This window comes from Flavobacterium sp. NG2 (assembly GCF_034119845.1).
Taxonomy (GTDB): Bacteria; Bacteroidota; Bacteroidia; order Flavobacteriales; family Flavobacteriaceae; genus Flavobacterium.
Window position 1 is genome coordinate 3,189,618 of record NZ_CP139420.1, and the last position, 17,289, is coordinate 3,206,906.

Annotated in this window: 15 protein-coding genes; 8 read left to right on the plus strand and 7 right to left on the minus strand. The window is 34.8% G+C overall.

Translation table 11 applies throughout. The annotated features are described in order from the left end of the window. Positions 1-220 precede the first annotated feature (220 nt). The 4 genes from SLW70_RS12930 to SLW70_RS12945 all read left to right on the plus strand — a co-directional run bounded on the left by SLW70_RS12930 (position 221) and on the right by SLW70_RS12945 (position 4,149). Complete coding sequence (locus SLW70_RS12930) at positions 221-1,774, plus strand: response regulator (protein ID WP_320888895.1); 1,554 nt, start codon at positions 221-223, stop codon at positions 1,772-1,774. A 216-nt stretch (positions 1,775-1,990) separates the two neighbouring features. After that, positions 1,991-2,398: a tRNA (adenosine(37)-N6)-threonylcarbamoyltransferase complex ATPase subunit type 1 TsaE gene (gene tsaE, locus SLW70_RS12935; RefSeq protein WP_320888897.1), complete on the plus strand. Its 408-nt coding sequence runs from the start codon at positions 1,991-1,993 to the stop codon at positions 2,396-2,398. A 135-nt stretch (positions 2,399-2,533) separates the two neighbouring features. Beyond that, positions 2,534-3,733, plus strand: a complete 1,200-nt coding sequence (locus SLW70_RS12940; RefSeq protein WP_320891797.1) for an alanine dehydrogenase — start codon at positions 2,534-2,536, stop codon at positions 3,731-3,733. Between the two features lie 38 nt (positions 3,734-3,771). Further along, positions 3,772-4,149, plus strand: a complete 378-nt coding sequence (locus tag SLW70_RS12945) for a DUF4258 domain-containing protein (protein ID WP_320888899.1) — start codon at positions 3,772-3,774, stop codon at positions 4,147-4,149. 250 nt (positions 4,150-4,399) lie between these two features. Here SLW70_RS12945 and ung read toward each other — a convergent pair whose 3' ends face one another. Genes ung through SLW70_RS12960 form a run of 3 tightly spaced genes read right to left on the minus strand, consistent with a single transcriptional unit; the run spans position 4,400 to position 5,724 of the window. After that, on the minus strand, positions 4,400-5,074 hold the full coding sequence (ung, locus tag SLW70_RS12950) for a uracil-DNA glycosylase (protein WP_320888901.1): 675 nt from the start codon (positions 5,072-5,074) through the stop codon (positions 4,400-4,402). A gap of 1 nt (position 5,075) precedes the next feature. Continuing rightward, positions 5,076-5,441: a DUF86 domain-containing protein gene (locus tag SLW70_RS12955; protein ID WP_320888903.1), complete on the minus strand. Its 366-nt coding sequence runs from the start codon at positions 5,439-5,441 to the stop codon at positions 5,076-5,078. Continuing rightward, positions 5,434-5,724: a nucleotidyltransferase family protein gene (locus SLW70_RS12960; RefSeq protein ID WP_320888905.1), complete on the minus strand. Its 291-nt coding sequence runs from the start codon at positions 5,722-5,724 to the stop codon at positions 5,434-5,436. Before SLW70_RS12960 ends, SLW70_RS12955 begins: the two co-directional genes overlap by 8 nt. Before the next feature lie 84 nt (positions 5,725-5,808). On the opposite strand from SLW70_RS12960, the gene SLW70_RS12965 reads away from it, so the two are divergent. Then, a complete protein-coding gene (locus SLW70_RS12965; RefSeq protein WP_320888907.1) occupies positions 5,809-7,977 on the plus strand; it encodes an endonuclease MutS2 in 2,169 nt (722 codons plus the stop codon). A 236-nt stretch (positions 7,978-8,213) separates the two neighbouring features. On the opposite strand, the gene SLW70_RS12970 is transcribed toward SLW70_RS12965, so the two are convergent. Together SLW70_RS12970 and SLW70_RS12975 are read right to left on the minus strand one after the other, a co-directional pair. Continuing rightward, complete coding sequence (locus SLW70_RS12970) at positions 8,214-9,380, minus strand: alginate lyase family protein (protein WP_320888909.1); 1,167 nt, start codon at positions 9,378-9,380, stop codon at positions 8,214-8,216. Positions 9,381-9,526: 146 nt separating this feature from the next. Beyond that, complete coding sequence (locus SLW70_RS12975; RefSeq protein WP_320888911.1) at positions 9,527-10,252, minus strand: hypothetical protein; 726 nt, start codon at positions 10,250-10,252, stop codon at positions 9,527-9,529. Positions 10,253-10,418: 166 nt separating this feature from the next. Here SLW70_RS12975 and SLW70_RS12980 point away from each other — a divergent pair, with 166 nt between their 5' ends. Continuing rightward, positions 10,419-11,306, plus strand: a complete 888-nt coding sequence (locus tag SLW70_RS12980; protein WP_320891798.1) for a carbon-nitrogen hydrolase — start codon at positions 10,419-10,421, stop codon at positions 11,304-11,306. A gap of 475 nt (positions 11,307-11,781) precedes the next feature. On the opposite strand, the gene SLW70_RS12985 is transcribed toward SLW70_RS12980, so the two are convergent. Continuing rightward, complete coding sequence (locus tag SLW70_RS12985; RefSeq protein ID WP_320888913.1) at positions 11,782-13,305, minus strand: choice-of-anchor I family protein; 1,524 nt, start codon at positions 13,303-13,305, stop codon at positions 11,782-11,784. 570 nt (positions 13,306-13,875) lie between these two features. Between SLW70_RS12985 and SLW70_RS12990 the strand changes: the two genes are divergently transcribed. Further along, entirely contained in the window at positions 13,876-14,727 is an 852-nt protein-coding gene (locus tag SLW70_RS12990; RefSeq protein WP_320888915.1) for a DUF5602 domain-containing protein, read from the plus strand. Between the two features lie 370 nt (positions 14,728-15,097). Here SLW70_RS12990 and SLW70_RS12995 read toward each other — a convergent pair whose 3' ends face one another. Next, on the minus strand, positions 15,098-15,559 hold the full coding sequence (locus SLW70_RS12995; protein WP_320888917.1) for an energy transducer TonB: 462 nt from the start codon (positions 15,557-15,559) through the stop codon (positions 15,098-15,100). Between the two features lie 417 nt (positions 15,560-15,976). On the opposite strand from SLW70_RS12995, the gene SLW70_RS13000 reads away from it, so the two are divergent. After that, positions 15,977-17,017: an agmatine deiminase family protein gene (locus SLW70_RS13000; protein WP_320888919.1), complete on the plus strand. Its 1,041-nt coding sequence runs from the start codon at positions 15,977-15,979 to the stop codon at positions 17,015-17,017. The last annotated feature ends 272 nt before the right edge of the window (positions 17,018-17,289 follow it).

Genomic DNA, 17,289 nt, shown 5'->3' on the forward strand with positions numbered 1-17,289 from the left:
TCAAAAATTAGTTAAGTTTTTATAAGCTATGATTTACTATGTAAAGCATTACGCCTTTATTCTCTCTAAAAAGCTATGTCCCTATCTGTTTTAAAAATCATCACCAAATTAAATTAATATTAGCAAAATAATTTTATAAAAATATTAGGAACAAAATAGTTCTAATAATGTAAATTGGCACATTGATTGTTAATTAGACCACAGATTTTAAAACTACAATATGGACAAAATAAAAATATTATGGGTTGATGATGAAATTGATTATCTCAAGCCACACATCCTTTTTTTAGAGAAAAAAAATTATAGTGTAACCACATGTAACAACGGTCGTGACGCGATTGAAATATTTGAAAGCGAAAATTTTGACATCGTATTCCTAGACGAAAATATGCCTGGAATGAGCGGCCTTGAAACCCTTTCAGAAATGAAAGAAAAAAAATCGGCTGTGCCAATGATTATGATTACCAAAAGCGAAGAGGAATATATTATGGAGGAAGCCATAGGTTCTAAAATCGCTGATTATCTAATCAAACCCGTGAATCCAAACCAGATTTTATTGAGTTTAAAAAAGAATCTAGACCATTCTCGACTAATAACTGAAAAAACAACACTCGATTATCAAAAAGAGTTTCGTAAGATTTCGATGGAAATGGCTATGGTCAACTCATACGAAGACTGGATTGAATTGTATAAAAAATTGATTTTTTGGGAACTCAAACTCGAAAACATCAACGACCAAGCGATGACTGAAATTTTGGAATCTCAAAAAATGGAAGCCAATTCACAATTCGGAAAATTCATTGAACGCAATTATGAAGATTGGTTTGAGCCAAAAGCAGATAAACCTATTCAGTCACATACTCTTTTTAAAGAATTAGTTGTACCAGAATTAGTCAAAAAAGACAAGCCCGTACTTTTTGTAGTAATTGACAACTTGCGTTACGACCAATGGAAAGTGTTTGAAGATGTCGTTGCAAATTACTATAAGCTAGAAAAAGAAGTGCCTTATTACTCTATTCTTCCTACTGCCACTCAATACGCACGAAATGCTATATTCTCTGGCTTATTGCCATTAGAGATGGAAAAAAAGTTTCCGCAATACTGGAAAAATGACCCTGAGGAAGGAGGAAAAAACCTTTATGAAGCCGAGTTTCTAACAGCACAATTAAAACGTTTAGGACTTAATATTACTGAGGATTATTTCAAAATCACCAATTTAGCAGCAGGAAAAAAACTAGCCGAAAACTTCAAAGCTTTAAAAAACAACGACTTGGTTACCGTAGTATACAACTTTGTTGACATGCTTTCACACGCTAAAACAGAAATGGATGTAGTCAAAGAATTAGCTTCTGATGACAAAGCTTATCGTTCTTTAACATTAAGTTGGTTCAAGAATTCGCCTTTGTTAGAAATCATTCAACAGGCACAATTATTAGGATTCAAATTGGTTTTAACAACTGATCATGGTACCATCAATGTGCGTAATCCATCTAAAGTTGTAGGTGACAAAAACACCAGTTTGAATTTAAGATACAAAACAGGACGTAGTCTTACTTACGAAAGTAAAGATGTTTATGCAGTAAAAGACCCAAGAAAAATCGGTTTGCCTATTATAAATATGACAAGTTCTTATATTTTTGCTAAAAATGATTTGTTCTTGGCTTATGTAAACAATTACAACCATTATGTAGGGTATTATAAAAACACCTATCAACACGGAGGAATTTCATTAGAAGAAATGATTATTCCTTGTTTGGTTTTTAATCCTAAATAATCATTTTGACTTTTAAAAAAAGTAGCCACAAATTACACGAATTGGCACAAATTATTTTAAATTAAAATGTAATTACACTAATTAGTTTATTTAAAATCGATCAGTAAAATAGATATTTGTGTAATTATTTAAGGTTTCTGAATTTGTGATAATTTGTGCAATTTGTGTCAAAAAAAAAACCACTTATTTCGTGGCAAAAACTTATAAAAAACTAAAATGGAATTTATTTTTTCTTTAAACGAGATTGACACAGTAGCTAAAAAAGTGCTTGAAGCAAAACCTAATGAGGTCATTTTATTTCATGGCGAAATGGGTGCTGGAAAAACAACATTTATCAAAGAATTATCGAAAAAACTTGGAGTTACTGGTGCTACCAGCAGTCCCACCTTTTCTTTAGTTAATGAATACGAAGCTGCTAACGACCAATTAGTTTATCATTTTGACTTTTACCGTTTAAAAAACGAAATGGAAGCTTTAGATATGGGAGTTGACGAATATCTGTATTCGGGTAACTGGTGCTTTATTGAATGGGCAGAAAAAATCCCCAATCTTATTCCTGAATTACACACAACTATCACTATCAAAGCCTTACCCGATGGGAAACGAATTTTAGAATTAAAGTAAAAAATCACAATCTTAATTCCTGAATCAACTAACTGTTACTAAAATGTTTGCTTTTGACGATTTATACTAACAGAAGATGATTTTTTTAATCTTTTTGCGTAATTTTACTTTTAAATTATCACATTTACAATGTCAATATCGATAGCAATTACTCCTTTTACTAAAGAACAGTTACTACCTCAAGAAGAAAAACTGGAAGTAAGCAAACGAAAAAGCGAACTTTTTATTGGCATCCCCAGTGAAACCAGTTATCAAGAACGTCGTATTTGCCTAACTCCTGATGCCGTAAACTCATTAACGCACCACGGTCATCGCGTGATGATTGAATCAGGAGCGGGAGAAAGTTCTAGTTATACAGACAAAGAATATAGTGATGCAGGTGCCGAAATCACGCACGACACCCGAAAAGTATTTGGTTGTCCCATGATTCTCAAAGTAGGTGCACCTACCATTGATGAAATTGAAATGATGAACAGTAAAACCATCCTCATTTCGTCTATCCAACTAAAAACCAAAAACAAAGCTTATTTCGAAGCCTTGAGCAAGAAAAAAATTACTGCTTTAGCATTTGAATATATCAAAGACGAAGATGGTTCCTATCCAGCAGTACGCTCTTCGAGTGAAATTGCTGGAACTGCTTCCATACTTATAGCAGCCGAATTGATGATTACAAATGATTTTGGTAAAGGGTTGTTATTTGGAAATATTACCGGAGTTCCTCCCACAGATGTTGTCATCATCGGAGCAGGAACCGTAGCCGAATTTGCCGCTAAAACAGCCATCGGATTAGGAGCGAATATTAAAGTATTTGACAACTCCATTACCAAATTAAGAAGGTTACAGAATACACTAGACCAGAGGATATTCACTTCAACTATTCAAACCAAAGCATTAACCAAAGCTTTGCGTCGTTGTGATGTTGCCATCGGTGCTTTACGTGGTGTAGATCGTTGCCCTGTGGTCGTTACTGAAACCATGGTTGAACACATGAAAAAAGGGGCAGTTATCGTCGATGTGAGTATCGACACTGGAGGTTGTTTTGAAACCTCCGAAGTAACGACACACGAAAAGCCAACATTTATCAAAAGCAATGTATTGCATTATTGTGTGCCTAATATTGCTTCTCGCTACTCTAAAACGGCTTCCCTTTCTATCAGCAACATCATTACTCCTTATTTGATGCAAATTGCCGAAGATGGTGGTATCGAAAGCGCCATTCGTTGTGATGTAGGACTTAAAAATGGTGTTTATCTTTACCACGGCATCCTGACTAACAAAGCTATAGGCGATTGGTTCAATTTACCCAATAACGACATCAATTTAATTGTATTTTAAGGAATCTTTATTTTACCTTTGCAGCAAATTAAAAATCCATGAAGTTTTTTCAACGTTTTGCCTACTACTTGGTAGGATTAGTAATAGGTCTATTTTTTGTTGGTTTGGTTTTTAGCGGAAAAGACACCCGTTGCAACTATTTTCCTAATTCAAGAGTTTTAAATGACCTACGCAGTAAACCTTTCAACTATTCCGAAAAAGCCTCAGCCGTTTTAGCTGAATCTTGGATTGATACCATCGACATCAAAAATACTTTACAATTTGGAGATGTAGATTTTGATCAAAGCAACACCGAGTTTGGACAAAGCACTAAATTATATATCATTGAAGGAAAAACAATGAACAATCAAGCTATTATCTTAAAAGTAAGCAACAAGGCCGAAAGCGCTACACTTGAAGAAATCATAAAAAAATAGCACACTCTTTATCTGGGCGTGCCAGCAATAAAAAAGGGACTTAATCATCAGTACGGTGATTAAGTCCCTTTTTTATTGCTGTCGGGCTATACGCGCTACTTCGGTAGCTAGCTACTATCCCTCACGCAAAATCAAATTCCAAATTCCAATGGTGACAATGTTCTTATTTTAAAACTTTAAGCCAACCTCTTATCTCTTATTCCTTTCTCTTTTACATCTTAGCATCTTAGTAACTCAGAACCTTTTCACCTCAAAAAAACCATTCAATCTCCCTCACTCCTTTCTCCCTCAAATACGCATTCGTTTGACTAAAATGCTTATTCCCAAACCATTTCCCTTGATTCGCACTCATCGGCGATGGATGTCCCGATTCCAAAACCAAATGTTTGGTTCTATCAATCTTAGCACCTTTCTTTTGGGCAAATCCTCCCCAAAGCAAGAAAACAATTCCCTCTTTCTCCTCTGATATTTTTTGGATAACAGCATCAGTGAACTTATTCCATTTTAGATGCTTGTGGCTATTCGGACTGTCTTTTCTAACGGTTAAAGATGCATTTAATAATAAAACTCCTTGTTTTGCCCAAGATTCTAAATTTCCAGAAGTTGGCATAAAAATATAATCCAAATCCTCACAGATTTCGCGATAAATATTACGCAACGACGGCGGAATCTTCACTCCATCATTCACTGAGAAACTCAAGCCATTCGCCTCACCCACTCCATGATACGGATCTTGACCAATAATAACTACTTTCAATTCAGCCAAGCTACAATGATTAAAAGCCGAGAAAATCAACTCCTTTGGTGGAAAACAGCTGTTTGTTTGGTATTCTTCATCAACGGCATCTATTAATTCCTTAAAATAAGCTTGTTGAAATTCATCAGCTAAAAGAGCCTCCCAATCTGGTGTAAGGGTGTTTTGCATTTTAATTAAATTTAGCTAATTCTTGTTTAATAACTAACTCTAATTGCGGTAAGTAATCTTCACAAATTTGAAAGATAATCTCATAATCAAGCATTTCATAATGATGCGATATGAAATCTCTAAAGCGAATGATTTTATTCCATTCAATAGCAGGATAATGCTGTTTTAATAACTGATGCTTCCGATTAATATTTTTAATATTCTCACCAATAGCCTGTAACCGAGTTACAATGGCATCCAACAAAGTTTTGCCGTAATCCGTACTAACAAAGTCTTCTGGAGTATTAATAGCAGAGAATCTTTTATTACATATTGAGATGTGTTCTAAAATAATTTCTAGTGAATATTTATAAACAGCATCATACATAAATCAACTCGCTTTTAATAGTACTCAAAAAACGTTCGGATACATGAGGACCTTTACGGACAATATCTACTTTAGATTTTAATTTGTTTTCTAAAAAAGAGTACAATCCCATCAAAAAACTATAAGAAGGTTCTTTAAATTCTACAAAAAAATCAACATCACTCTCAGAATTTTCTATTCCTTTGGCATAAGAACCAAACAACGCAATAGAAATGACACCGAAATTATCTTTCAGGTATTGTTTTTCTTTTTGCAAAGTGTGTATGATTTCATCTTTTTTCATATAACAAATATAAAAATTAATTGTTTTGGATTATTACAACTTAACAAGTTTGTAACTTTGCTACTTTACAACTTATTTCATAGAATGATATCCATTACCGAAAAAACACTTCAAGATTTACAATTTCCAACTGTTCTAGCAACAATCTCAGATATCTGCAACACTGACCTTGGAAAACAAAAAGCTTTAGATATAACTCCTTTTAGAGACAAAGAAACTTTGATGGAAGCCTTGATGCAAACCTCAGAGTATGTTTCGTCTTTTCAAAACAACAATGCTATTCCTAATCACGGTTTTGATGCGATAACGCACGAAATCAAGTTCCTAGCCATTGAAGACAGCATACTTGAAGTAGGAAGTTTTAGAAAAATTGCCAACCTTTCTACTACCGTAAATTTCTTGTTGAACTTTCTACGAAAATTTGACGATTACTACCCACACATCAACAAAAGAGCGAATGAAGTCGAACTAACCAAAGACATTATCTCGCTCATTGACGTAGTCGTTGACAAATACGGGGAAATTAAAGACAACGCCTCACCAGATTTAGTGGACATTCGTAGAAACATGAATTTGGTTCGTGGAAAAGTCAATCAAAGTTTTGGTATTGCATTATCGCAATACAACGGTTTAGGATATTTGGATGATATCAAAGAGAGTTTCGTTCAAAACCGACGTGTTTTAGCTGTTTTAGCTATGTACCGTCGTAAAGTTCGCGGAACCATCTTAGGAAGTTCAAAGACGGGAAGCATTGCTTATATCGAGCCTGAAACAACGCTTCGTTATTCACGTGAATTAAGCGTATTAGAATACGAAGAAAAGGAAGAAATCAAACGAATATTAAAACAACTATCAAACAATATAAGACCCTTTTTGCCTTTATTGAAACAATACCAAGATTTCCTGAGTGATATTGATGTAATTGCAGCCAAAGCAAAATATGCGGATAGAATCAACGGAATCTTACCTGAAATCACTAATAATCGACGTTTGTATTTTAGGGATGCCTACCATCCTATTTTGTATCTAACCAACAAGCAAAAAAAGGAAATTACCTATCCACAAACCATCGAGTTACAACAAGAAAACCGCATTATTGTCATCTCAGGTCCTAACGCAGGTGGTAAAACCATCTCTCTTAAAACCGTGGGCTTACTACAATTAATGCTGCAATCAGGAATGTTGATTCCAGTACATGAACGTTCTGAAACCTTTTTATTCGACAGAATATTAACTGATATCGGCGATAATCAATCTATTGAAAATCACTTAAGTACCTATAGTTACCGATTGAAAAACATGAACTACTTCTTGAAGAAATGTAACTCCAAAACCATGTTTTTGATTGACGAATTTGGTACAGGATCTGACCCTGAATTGGGAGGTGCTTTGGCGGAAATTTTCTTGGAAGAGTTTTACCATCGGGAAGCTTTTGGAATCATAACAACCCACTACTCTAATTTGAAAATACTAGCAAACGAATTGCCGTTTGCCACAAACGCCAACATGCTTTTTGACGAAAAATCACTGGAGCCGATGTACAAATTAGTCCTTGGACAAGCAGGAAGTTCTTTTACTTTTGAAGTTGCTCAAAAAAACGGAATTCCGTTTAGCTTGATTAATCGTGCGAAAAAGAAAATTGAGGTGGGTAAAGTTCGATTTGACAAAACCATAGCTACCTTACAAAAAGAACGTTCTAAATTAGAAAAAACCTCGCAAACTCTAAAAGAAGAAGAAACCAAAGCCCGTGAAGAAGGGAAGAAAATGGAATCTATCAACGAGAAAATCAAGAGCAAACTGGAAAGTTATCAAGAACTCTATGATAGCAACCAAAAGACGATATATCTAGGTCAAAAAGTGGATGATTTGGCTGCCAAATATTTCAATAGTAAGAATAAAAAAGAGTTAATTGGTGAGTTTTTGAAAATCGTTGAAATCGAAAATTCTAAACGTAAAAAAGCTACTCCTAAAGAAGTCAAAGCTATAGTTGCTAAGAAAAAAGAAATTATCAAAGAGGCCGAAGTTATCGTTGAAGAAATCCGAAAAGAGAAAAAAGAAAAGAAACTGAAACCAGTTATTGAAAAGCCAAAACACATTTTAAAAGTAGGTGATCGTGTGCGTATGATTGACGGAAAAGCCGTGGGAAGCATTGACAGCATTGAAAAAAAGAAAGCAACGGTCAATTACGGGATTTTCACTTCCAAAGTGAATTTAGAAGAATTAGAATTGGTGGAAGAGGTTAAAACGAAGTAGATTTTTGGTTGGAAGTTGGGAGTTTGAAGTTGGGAGTTTGAAGTAAAAAGGAAAATTGCCCTTTTTTCAATTCGGACATTGGAATTTGGCTATTTAAATTTTGGAAATTATTTTTCTTCGTTAGCCCTGATGGGAGCGGCATCCTTGTGGCGGCAGGCGTTAAGCCGCCACAAGATACAGCGTACAGCAGGTGAAGTCGTTCCTATGAAAAACTAACGGTTATGCTCCTAAAACTACTAATACAAAACAGCATCGGTATTTACTTTTTTGGTATCCAAATGATCTTTATAGTATTTTTTATAAACTGGTTTTCCTAGCATTTTATCTACTCGATACAGTTGCCAACATAATTTTTGTTGTACTTCCTCCCACTCTTTTATTTGCTTATACGGGAAATCAGTAATCGGTTTTCCGATGTATGGAACCAGAAAATCAATAGCTTTCAAAATGCCACGACCATCATCTGATGTAGCTTTTAATAGATTTATTTTGAATACTGTAGCCAATTTTGCCATATCTAAAAAATGGGTCAAATTGAACACGGAATAACCAAAAGCAGTTGTTCTTTCTAATTCTAAAGGCTGTGCACCATTAGGTTCGATTTGAGCAAACAAGCGATTTTTAGGAAAAGATTCAATCATTTTTTTAGCAATGTCGTTTTTACCTACAAACATTGCAAAACGTACTATTTGCACATCAAAAGCGGTTCCGTGATTATTTTTTGCATTTTGCTCTTCTGCAGCTACTTCAGCAGTGAGCATCCAATCTAAATAGGTTGTAAACCATTCTTTTACGGCTTGTTGATCTGCTTTAGTGAAATGGTTTGATTTTCGCAACAACTCCACTCCATCAAGCATTTCAACAAAAGAATAGGTATCCAAAATACCTTCTCCGCGTCCTTTCCCACCGTGTTTACCAGGAATAGTTTGACCAAAATTCATATTCGGATTCATTTTGGTTTCTTTATTTATCAACCAAATTTGAAGATTTTCGACTGCTTTTTTAGCGTATTTTTCATCATCAGTGATATAATAAGCTAAGGCTAAATTTTCGATACTTTTAGCAAAACTCCCTAATGGATAACGGTCTAACTTTTCGATTTCAGGATTTGAAACCCCATCATTACGAATATATGGCAAACCATCCGCCTTGCTAGGATCAGGCCACCAATACCTTCCCATACTCATATAATCGTTCTTATCGCCACTTGGAGGTGTCATTTCCTTATCGGTAACTGTGATTAGTTTTTTATTCAAAACTTTATCAGCATCTCGAATAATGGTTTTTAAGCTAGGGGCATTACCTTGTTTAGCTTCTTGTAAACTTTTAAAATTCCAAAGCACGAGTTGAGCTTGTGTATGCGAAACAAAAAAGAGGACAAACAGTAGAATTAGTTTTTTCATTACTTAAGATAAAAATTATTTTGGTTATTATTAATTGGTTAACCAAAAGTAGTTGTTCTTATTACATGAAAAAAATACTATTATGTTAAAGTTAGAAATACTAAACATAAAAAAGAGAGGTGCAAAACCTCTCCTTCTAAATTCTATTACAATTTTGTAAATATTGCCGAATCCAAATTGGAACTCACAATCACATTGCGAGGTCCACCAGCCCCCTTACTCCTATCAAAAGATAATAAAATTTCTCCAGTTTTTTGATAATTGTCCCAAGCCCTTGTAAACTGTGGCTCGGCATCATTGAAGTTTTTATAAAAAGACCATTGTTTGATTAAATGATCTTCTTGATCCACATATACCCAATATTTATTATCAGGAGTTACTCCTACAGCATTAAAAGTCATTTGCAAAACATCTGCTGTTTTTCCGTTGGGTAATATATCAGTTTTAATGTACGTCAAAGTCACTCCTGGATCTTGTAGTTTCCAAGGCATAACTAGCCAATACGAATCATTAATCCACCAGTTCTTAGCTTGGTTTAGCAATTTATTTGTTTTGGCTTCGTCTTCAACTAGAATTCCATTTTCGAATACTTTTCCTTTTAAGGTATTTACATTAACCAAAATACATTGATTGTTTTCCGGACTTTCCACACGTACATCACCCGACCATTTGTCCCAATACAATTTTCTTTTTCCAAATTCCCATTGAATGAAATGCGTGTTGTTATAATTTTTAATGCCTCCCATAGCCTTTAGCATTTGGTTGACAATAATATTGACTTTTTCAGAGTCTGATTGTGCTACTGTAAGTTGACTCGTAGAAAGCATCAAAAACAGTAAAATAACTGTTTTAAAATTGAAATTGGATTTCATAGTTTTTAAGGGTATTAGTTCAAATGAAATACAAAAATAGAGTATTTTATTTCATTTGATTAAAATTAAAACAAATAGCAATTGAATTATTCTCTACAAAAAATTCCTTTTTACACTAGTAAGACTCTTTATAAAATCCTTATTTTTGCAGTCTAAATTTTATGCCATGCCAAACAAAAAATATAAAATAGCGGTCATCCAATTGAACTTAAATGATGTTGCCGAAAACAACTTAAAAAAATGTATCAGTTGGGTACGCGATGCTGCCAGTCAAGGAGCCGAAGTGATTTCGCTACCAGAATTGTACAGCAGTCATTATTTTTGTCAAAGTGAAGATGTCGAAAATTTCTCGATAGCTGAACCTTTGTATAGTACTTCTTTTATTGCTTTTAGCGAATTAGCCAAAGAACTAGGAGTGGTTATTATTGTTCCTTTCTTCGAAAAAAGAATGGCTGGAATCTACCACAACAGTGCTTACATTATTGACACAGATGGTAGTGAAGCAGGATTGTACCGTAAAATGCACATTCCAGACGACCCTCATTTTTATGAAAAATTCTACTTTACTCCAGGTGACTTAGGATTTAAAACTATTCCAACCAAAAAAGGAAAAATTGGAACACTAATTTGTTGGGACCAATGGTATCCAGAAGCAGCTCGTTTGACGGCTTTACAAGGTGCTGAAGCCTTGTTTTACCCAACTGCTATTGGATGGCATCCACAAGAAAAAGAGCAGTATGGCGAAAACCAATATGGCGCTTGGATGAATGTGATGAAAGGACATGCTGTAGCCAATGGTGTATATGTAGCAGCTGCAAACCGTATCGGTTTAGAGCAATACATCGAAGGAACGGCAGGAATTGAATTCTGGGGTGCTTCGTTTATTTGTGGACCACAAGGAGAAATTTTAGCACAAGCCTCACACGATAAAGAAGAGATTTTGATTGCCGAAGTAGATTTAGATTTACAAGAAAACGTACGTCAAAACTGGCCGTTCTTTAGAGACCGACGCATTGATGCCTTTGGAGATATTACGAAAAGAGCAATCGACTAGTAAAAAATTAACCGCAAACTGCGCTAAGGTTTCGAAAAGTTTGGTTTAACACAAAGGAACCACGAAGAGCACAAAGGTTTAAAACATAAAATGGACTAAGGCAAATATGCTTTAGTCCATTTATTTTTCATACGTTTTTTCTAGCCACAGATTTAAAGAAAGTGGTCGGACTTTGACAAAGAGTTGCTAACTTGGAAAAAGACCACAAATTACACAAATTAGCACAAATTCAAAAATGTATTAAATTGAATTACACAAATTTCTAATTAATATCAAAATTATTATCTGCAAAAATCTGCCAAATCTGCGTGCTTATTTTTTGCACGCAGATTTACACAGATTTTTTTTAATAGAAATATTTGATAAACACACATTTAGACAAAGAGTTAGATAGAATTAAAAAGATTAACACCGATTTTTTTAAATCCTTTGTGTCCTCCGTGCCTACTTTGTGCGCATAATGTTTAAATAATTTTTACTTCAAGTTAGGCTGGAAAATTTTCACCGTTCCATCCCCTTCACTACTCACTACTAACAAACTTCTTTTGGTTGGCGACTTCGAAGCAGGAATAAACAACAAACCTTCAGGAGCGTCACCTGTTTTGATGCTTTGCAAATAAACTGGAGCTGATGGATTCGTAATATCATAAACTACCACTGTATCGGTTCTTTCAAGACCTACAAACAAGATATTTTTGTTCCCCATTTTTGCCACTACAACCGACTCTGGTTCTGAACCTTTATCATCACTACGACCATCATCATAGGTTCCAAAATCATTCGAACGCTTATCTAAATCGTTTTTACTATCAAAAACCAAACTTCCTGTATTACCATTCCAAATCGTAAAAGAACGCGCTCCAAAACTGATTAACTCATCCAAATCACCATCACCGTCTGTATCTCCTTCAGTCGAAATCAGGTTTAATCGTCCCATTTTCTCATCTGCCTTAAAAGTGGCAGCATCAGGAAAAACCGTTGGGTCAAACGTCATTTTAGCCAATCTTTTCACATCGGCATAAGTTCCGTATTCTCTAGCGTCACCTTCGTTAGCTGTAATAAAATAAGGTGTTCCGCTTACCGTATAACTTGCAATAGCATCTGGCATAAACATTCCCTTTACTTTCCAAGGATTGAAAACAATACTTCCGTCTTTATCGCTAATATCAATTCCGTTCGCAACTGAATTAAAATCTTTATAGCCTAATCCAAAAATTGCTGTTATTGTTTTCGAGCTCAAATCTACTTTGGCCACACCATTGTTTTCTTGCAAACTTACCCAAGCCGTTTTGGAATCGGCTGAAATTGTAATGTATTCTGGTTCGATATCTGCAGCAAAACTTTTAGCCGTTTTCGAAATTCTGAAACCTTTAGTTCTTAAAGTAGCCAACTGATTTTCAAAACTCGCAAAAGTCAAGGTCGTAGCCGTATAATTATTGGCAACATCAATAATCGAAATCGAGCCATCAGGGTCAACTGTATAATCTGCATTGGGTTCACCTTCATTAGCCGACATAATAAATTTTCCATCAGGCGAAAAAGTCACCATATCTGGCAAAACTCCCACTGTAATTTCTTTAACCAAGCTATTATCCGCCGTGTTAAAAACCACCACTTTACCGTTTCCTTGTTTATTAGTACTCGATTCTAGCGCCACAGCCAGTTTCCCGCCATAAGTCGCCACACTGTTCGAAGCACCGTTAAAGGTAGCCAAACTAATCGCCGATAATTTTTTAGGATTAGCAGGGTCAGATAAATCTACCACATCAATTTGGTTCGTCCCGCTGTTGTTTACTGTAAACAGTTTTTTAGTCGTTTCGTCATACGCACTAATTTCGGCAGCACCCTCGCCGCCTATCGTGATGCTTCCTATTTCTGCAAACGTAGCCGCATCTTCATTTACTTCGATTTCTTGTTCTGTACTACCATCAACCTTGTCTTTTTCACAACTCGTTAAAATAAAAAGCGCAGTCAATACTGAAATACCAAAATTTTTCATGTTTCTTATTTTTTTGTTTCGGACAAAAATAGATTTACGTCTTTCCTTTTGGATTAACACAGTATTATAAAATCTTTATTTAAGGAAGTTATCGTGTTAGTAAATTGTTTCCAAAAACACTTTGGCGTTAAGCCATTGAAAAATGAGAAAACCAAATAAAAATATTTCACAAATAAGATACTACTAATTAGTAAGAGCAGAATGAATAGTTAATTCAATCAACATTGCTCCCGTTATTCGCTATATCTTTATGTTCTTAAAGAAAGAACATAAAGGATGCCGCTACTACCGGGGCTATTCAGCACGATTATTTTTCCATAAGAATGTTTCATAAAAAAACATTGCATTATTATTTATAACTAATTGGTATCCATGAAATATAATCACCTTTTATGATTAAAAAATAACAATACTATCGATATCCTTCAAAAAATGATAAAAAAATCATAACAAATACTATTAGCCTACTAGTTGCATTTCAATTTTGTAAATTTGGTAGTAAGAACACTCTATTACCCCAAATTTAACTTATCTACAATATTAAAAATCAACCCTTTAAATATTTAGATTATGGAAAATTTGTATTTTTTATCAAAAAGACTGATGCTCTTAGCATCTATTTTAGCACTCCTCTCTTGCAGTCAGGAAGAGAAAATCGATTCTGATTATCCTGTAAATTCAACTTCATCAATATTTGAAAAGATGAAAGCTGAAAAATTAAATGTTTTTAAAGGCCCAGAAGTGACTATAGGTTTTGGCAAAGTACGCTCTTGGGTAAGTTTAAATAAAGAAGGTTTCCCTATGGAAATTGGAATCGAAATGACCAAAGAAGCTTTAATGAACCCTGAAAGAGATAAAAAGAAATCACCATTAGGAGCTTCAATGAATACTATTCCTTTACACTTAAAAGCTAAACAAGCCACACCTTTTGACCACATAGGCTTTGACTGGAACCCTGAAGGTCACGAACCACCAGGCATGTTTGATGTACCGCATTTTGATATTCATTTTTATTTGATTTCTTACCAAGACCGAATGAATATACCTGCTTGGTCAGAAAGTACCGATGCCTATTTTAACAACTATCCCCCTGAAGGATATATGCCAGCCGATTATTTTACCCCCCCAGGAGCTGACACCGCCGAAGAAAAAATGGGTAAACACTGGTTACCAGGAAACTTCCTCGATTTATTACCTTTTTCTAAAATCATGATTCTAGGTACTTATGATGGCCATTTAACGTTTATTGAACCCATGATTACCACAGAATACCTAATGACTGGTGAAGATTTTAGTATGTCATTTTCACAACCAGACCATTTTGAAAAAGCAGGTAATTATCCAACAAAATACAATATCTACCATGATATGGCAACAGGTAAAATCTATATTACTTTAAGTCATTTTGTGGCTAGAAATTAAAAAATAATACTAAAATGTATCGAGAAGCTTTAATACACACAAAGGTTCCGATACATTTAAATAAAAAAATTCTATCGCATTTTTTATTAAAACACTCGAACTGACGTGAACATAACGTTTATCTAATATAAACTCTTTGTATCTTTCCTTCTCGTCACTTCGAGTGATTTTGATTAGTAATGCGACAGCTTTACTAATCAAAATTGTATCGAGAAGTTTTTGAGTATTTGAGCGTTCTAAATACAATTTATTAAAAAATTCTATCACATTTTTTATTAAAACACTCCAACAGACGAACAACAAAAACAAACATTTTAACTCATCTCAGTGCACATAACTATGAAATTTTATTTTTTACTATCCAACTGAATCAATACCCATTTCTCTTGTTTTCATTTTTGAAAAAAGGATCATCAAATGCTGATTTAACTTCACCTTTAGAATTTAGTTGATGAATAACTATTGGGATTGACGAACTTACTCGAACAATTTTTTCTTTATATTGACCAGGTGTCCATTTTGGGAAACGTTCTAAAATCTTCTGAACTTGTGCCGTTAAATTTTTATCACCGTTTTTTACTTTAATATCAGACAAACTTCCATCTTTTTCTACTACAAAATTCACATATATTTTACCTTTATAATTTTCTGGAGTCCTAAAACGTTTTGCAAATTCACCACAATACTTAGCTTTACCCCCTGGAGGTTGAGGTTTAATATCGACTTGCTTTTCAGTGTATATCGTGTCATTTACAGTTTGTGTTTCTGAACTGGCTTGACTCATACCTATTTGAAAAAAGAACAGACAAACTACCACTACTAAATTCTTCATAAATTTGTTTTTATTATTTAATATCGGATTTTTTCGGTTGGTTCTAGCATCATGCCCACACTTTTTTTTTAGTTTCGTACTAAAAAGTATTTTCAAATATAATAAACATTTAACTACAAATCCCCCATCAATAAAAACATTTTTCCTACAAACCCAACTCCCCTAGCCTTGATAGAAGTGGAAAGCCTTGTTGTTGTAAATCCATTTTTTTCTGGGGATAGGCAGAGCGACCGGAGGAAGCTCCTGCATGCCCCAAGAAAAAAGGGTTTACGGCAATAAGCTTGAAACGGATAGCGAGAATTAGCTCCTGAAATAAATGGAAGATAAATCCTGAAATGCGGTTGTTTTATGGGCTTTGGTTTTTATAATCCTTGCGAATGCTTATATTTGCGGTCATTAAATTTTAGCTTCGTTTATATGACTACTACAAACAGACGTTTTCCTGCTGAATGGGAAAAACAAGAGGGAATTTTACTTTGTTTTCCGCATAATGGAAATGATTGGCCAGGGAAATACGAGGCGATTCAGTGGGCTTTTGTGGAGTTCATTAAAAAAGTAGCGACCTACGAAAAAGTCTTTTTGGTTGTCGCTGACGAAAAATTAAAAGCCAAAGTAACTGATATGCTCGAAAGAGCCCGTGTAAACTTGGAACAAATTCAGTATATTATTCATAAAACCAATAGGAGCTGGATGCGTGATTCGGGACCTATTGTGGTGTATAACAACGGGAAAAGAGAAGGCTTGAACTTTAACTTTAACGGTTGGGCGAAGTATAAAAACTTTCAGTTAGACAAGCATGTTCCTGCGATTGTAACTGAGGCATTACAAATGCCATTGACACAAGTGACGTACAAAGGAAAACCTGTGATAGTAGAAGGTGGTGCGATTGATGTAAATGGTCGTGGTACGCTTTTGACTTCGGAAGAATGCTTGATGCATCCTGATATTCAGGTGCGAAATGCTGGGTTTACAAAGGAAGATTACGAAGCGGTTTTCAAAGAATATTTGGGCGTGACCAATGTGATTTGGCTCGGCGATGGCATCGAAGGTGACGACACCCACGGACATATTGATGATTTGGCTCGATTCATAAACGAAGACACGATTGTAACAATCGTAGAAACCGACCCTAATGATGCCAACTTTAAACCGCTACAAGACAACCTGAAACGTTTACAAAACGCCAAACTTGAAAATGGTCAATCACCTATCATCGTTAGTTTACCAATGCCAAAACGTTTGGATTTTGAGGACTTGCGTTTGCCTGCGAGTTATGCTAATTTCTTGATTATGAATAACTGTGTGTTGGTGCCGACATTTAACGATGCCAATGACCGTAAGGCTTTGAATATCTTAGCGGAATGTTTCCCTAATAGAGAAGTCATTGGAATTAGTGCAATTGATTTGATTTGGGGATTCGGGACGTTGCATTGCTTGAGCCAGCAGATTCCTGCTTAGACTTATTTAAACACGAAGGCCACTAAGGAAGCACTAAGTTCACTAAGTTTTTCTTTTTTAAAACCATTTAATTAATATAATCTGCTGAATCTGCGTGCGAAATTTGTTCACGCAGATTTAGCAGATTTTTTTATAGTTTTTTTTAACACAGACCTGTCTGCCGACAGGCAGGTTTGAGAAATATAGAAATAAGAATAAAGGAATCTGTGAAATCTGTGTTTACTTTTATAAATCGTTGTGTGACTTCGTGAAATAACTTTTTGGAACACAGA

Bases quoted from the DNA above. Each gene is read 5' to 3' on its own strand.
- SLW70_RS12985 (WP_320888913.1), bottom strand. From the start codon at position 13,305: ATGAAAAATTTTGGTATTTCAGTATTGACTGCGCTTTTTATTTTAACG.
- SLW70_RS12970 (WP_320888909.1), bottom strand. From the start codon at position 9,380: ATGAAAAAACTAATTCTACTGTTTGTCCTCTTTTTTGTTTCGCATACA.
- ung (WP_320888901.1), bottom strand. From the start codon at position 5,074: ATGCAAAACACCCTTACACCAGATTGGGAGGCTCTTTTAGCTGATGAA.
- tsaE (WP_320888897.1), top strand. From the start codon at position 1,991: ATGGAATTTATTTTTTCTTTAAACGAGATTGACACAGTAGCTAAAAAA.
- SLW70_RS12960 (WP_320888905.1), bottom strand. From the start codon at position 5,724: ATGAAAAAAGATGAAATCATACACACTTTGCAAAAAGAAAAACAATAC.
- SLW70_RS13000 (WP_320888919.1), top strand. From the start codon at position 15,977: ATGACTACTACAAACAGACGTTTTCCTGCTGAATGGGAAAAACAAGAG.
- SLW70_RS12980 (WP_320891798.1), top strand. From the start codon at position 10,419: ATGCCAAACAAAAAATATAAAATAGCGGTCATCCAATTGAACTTAAAT.
- SLW70_RS12945 (WP_320888899.1), top strand. From the start codon at position 3,772: ATGAAGTTTTTTCAACGTTTTGCCTACTACTTGGTAGGATTAGTAATA.
- SLW70_RS12955 (WP_320888903.1), bottom strand. From the start codon at position 5,441: ATGTATGATGCTGTTTATAAATATTCACTAGAAATTATTTTAGAACAC.
- SLW70_RS12965 (WP_320888907.1), top strand. From the start codon at position 5,809: ATGATATCCATTACCGAAAAAACACTTCAAGATTTACAATTTCCAACT.
- SLW70_RS12930 (WP_320888895.1), top strand. From the start codon at position 221: ATGGACAAAATAAAAATATTATGGGTTGATGATGAAATTGATTATCTC.
- SLW70_RS12990 (WP_320888915.1), top strand. From the start codon at position 13,876: ATGGAAAATTTGTATTTTTTATCAAAAAGACTGATGCTCTTAGCATCT.
- SLW70_RS12995 (WP_320888917.1), bottom strand. From the start codon at position 15,559: ATGAAGAATTTAGTAGTGGTAGTTTGTCTGTTCTTTTTTCAAATAGGT.
- SLW70_RS12975 (WP_320888911.1), bottom strand. From the start codon at position 10,252: ATGAAATCCAATTTCAATTTTAAAACAGTTATTTTACTGTTTTTGATG.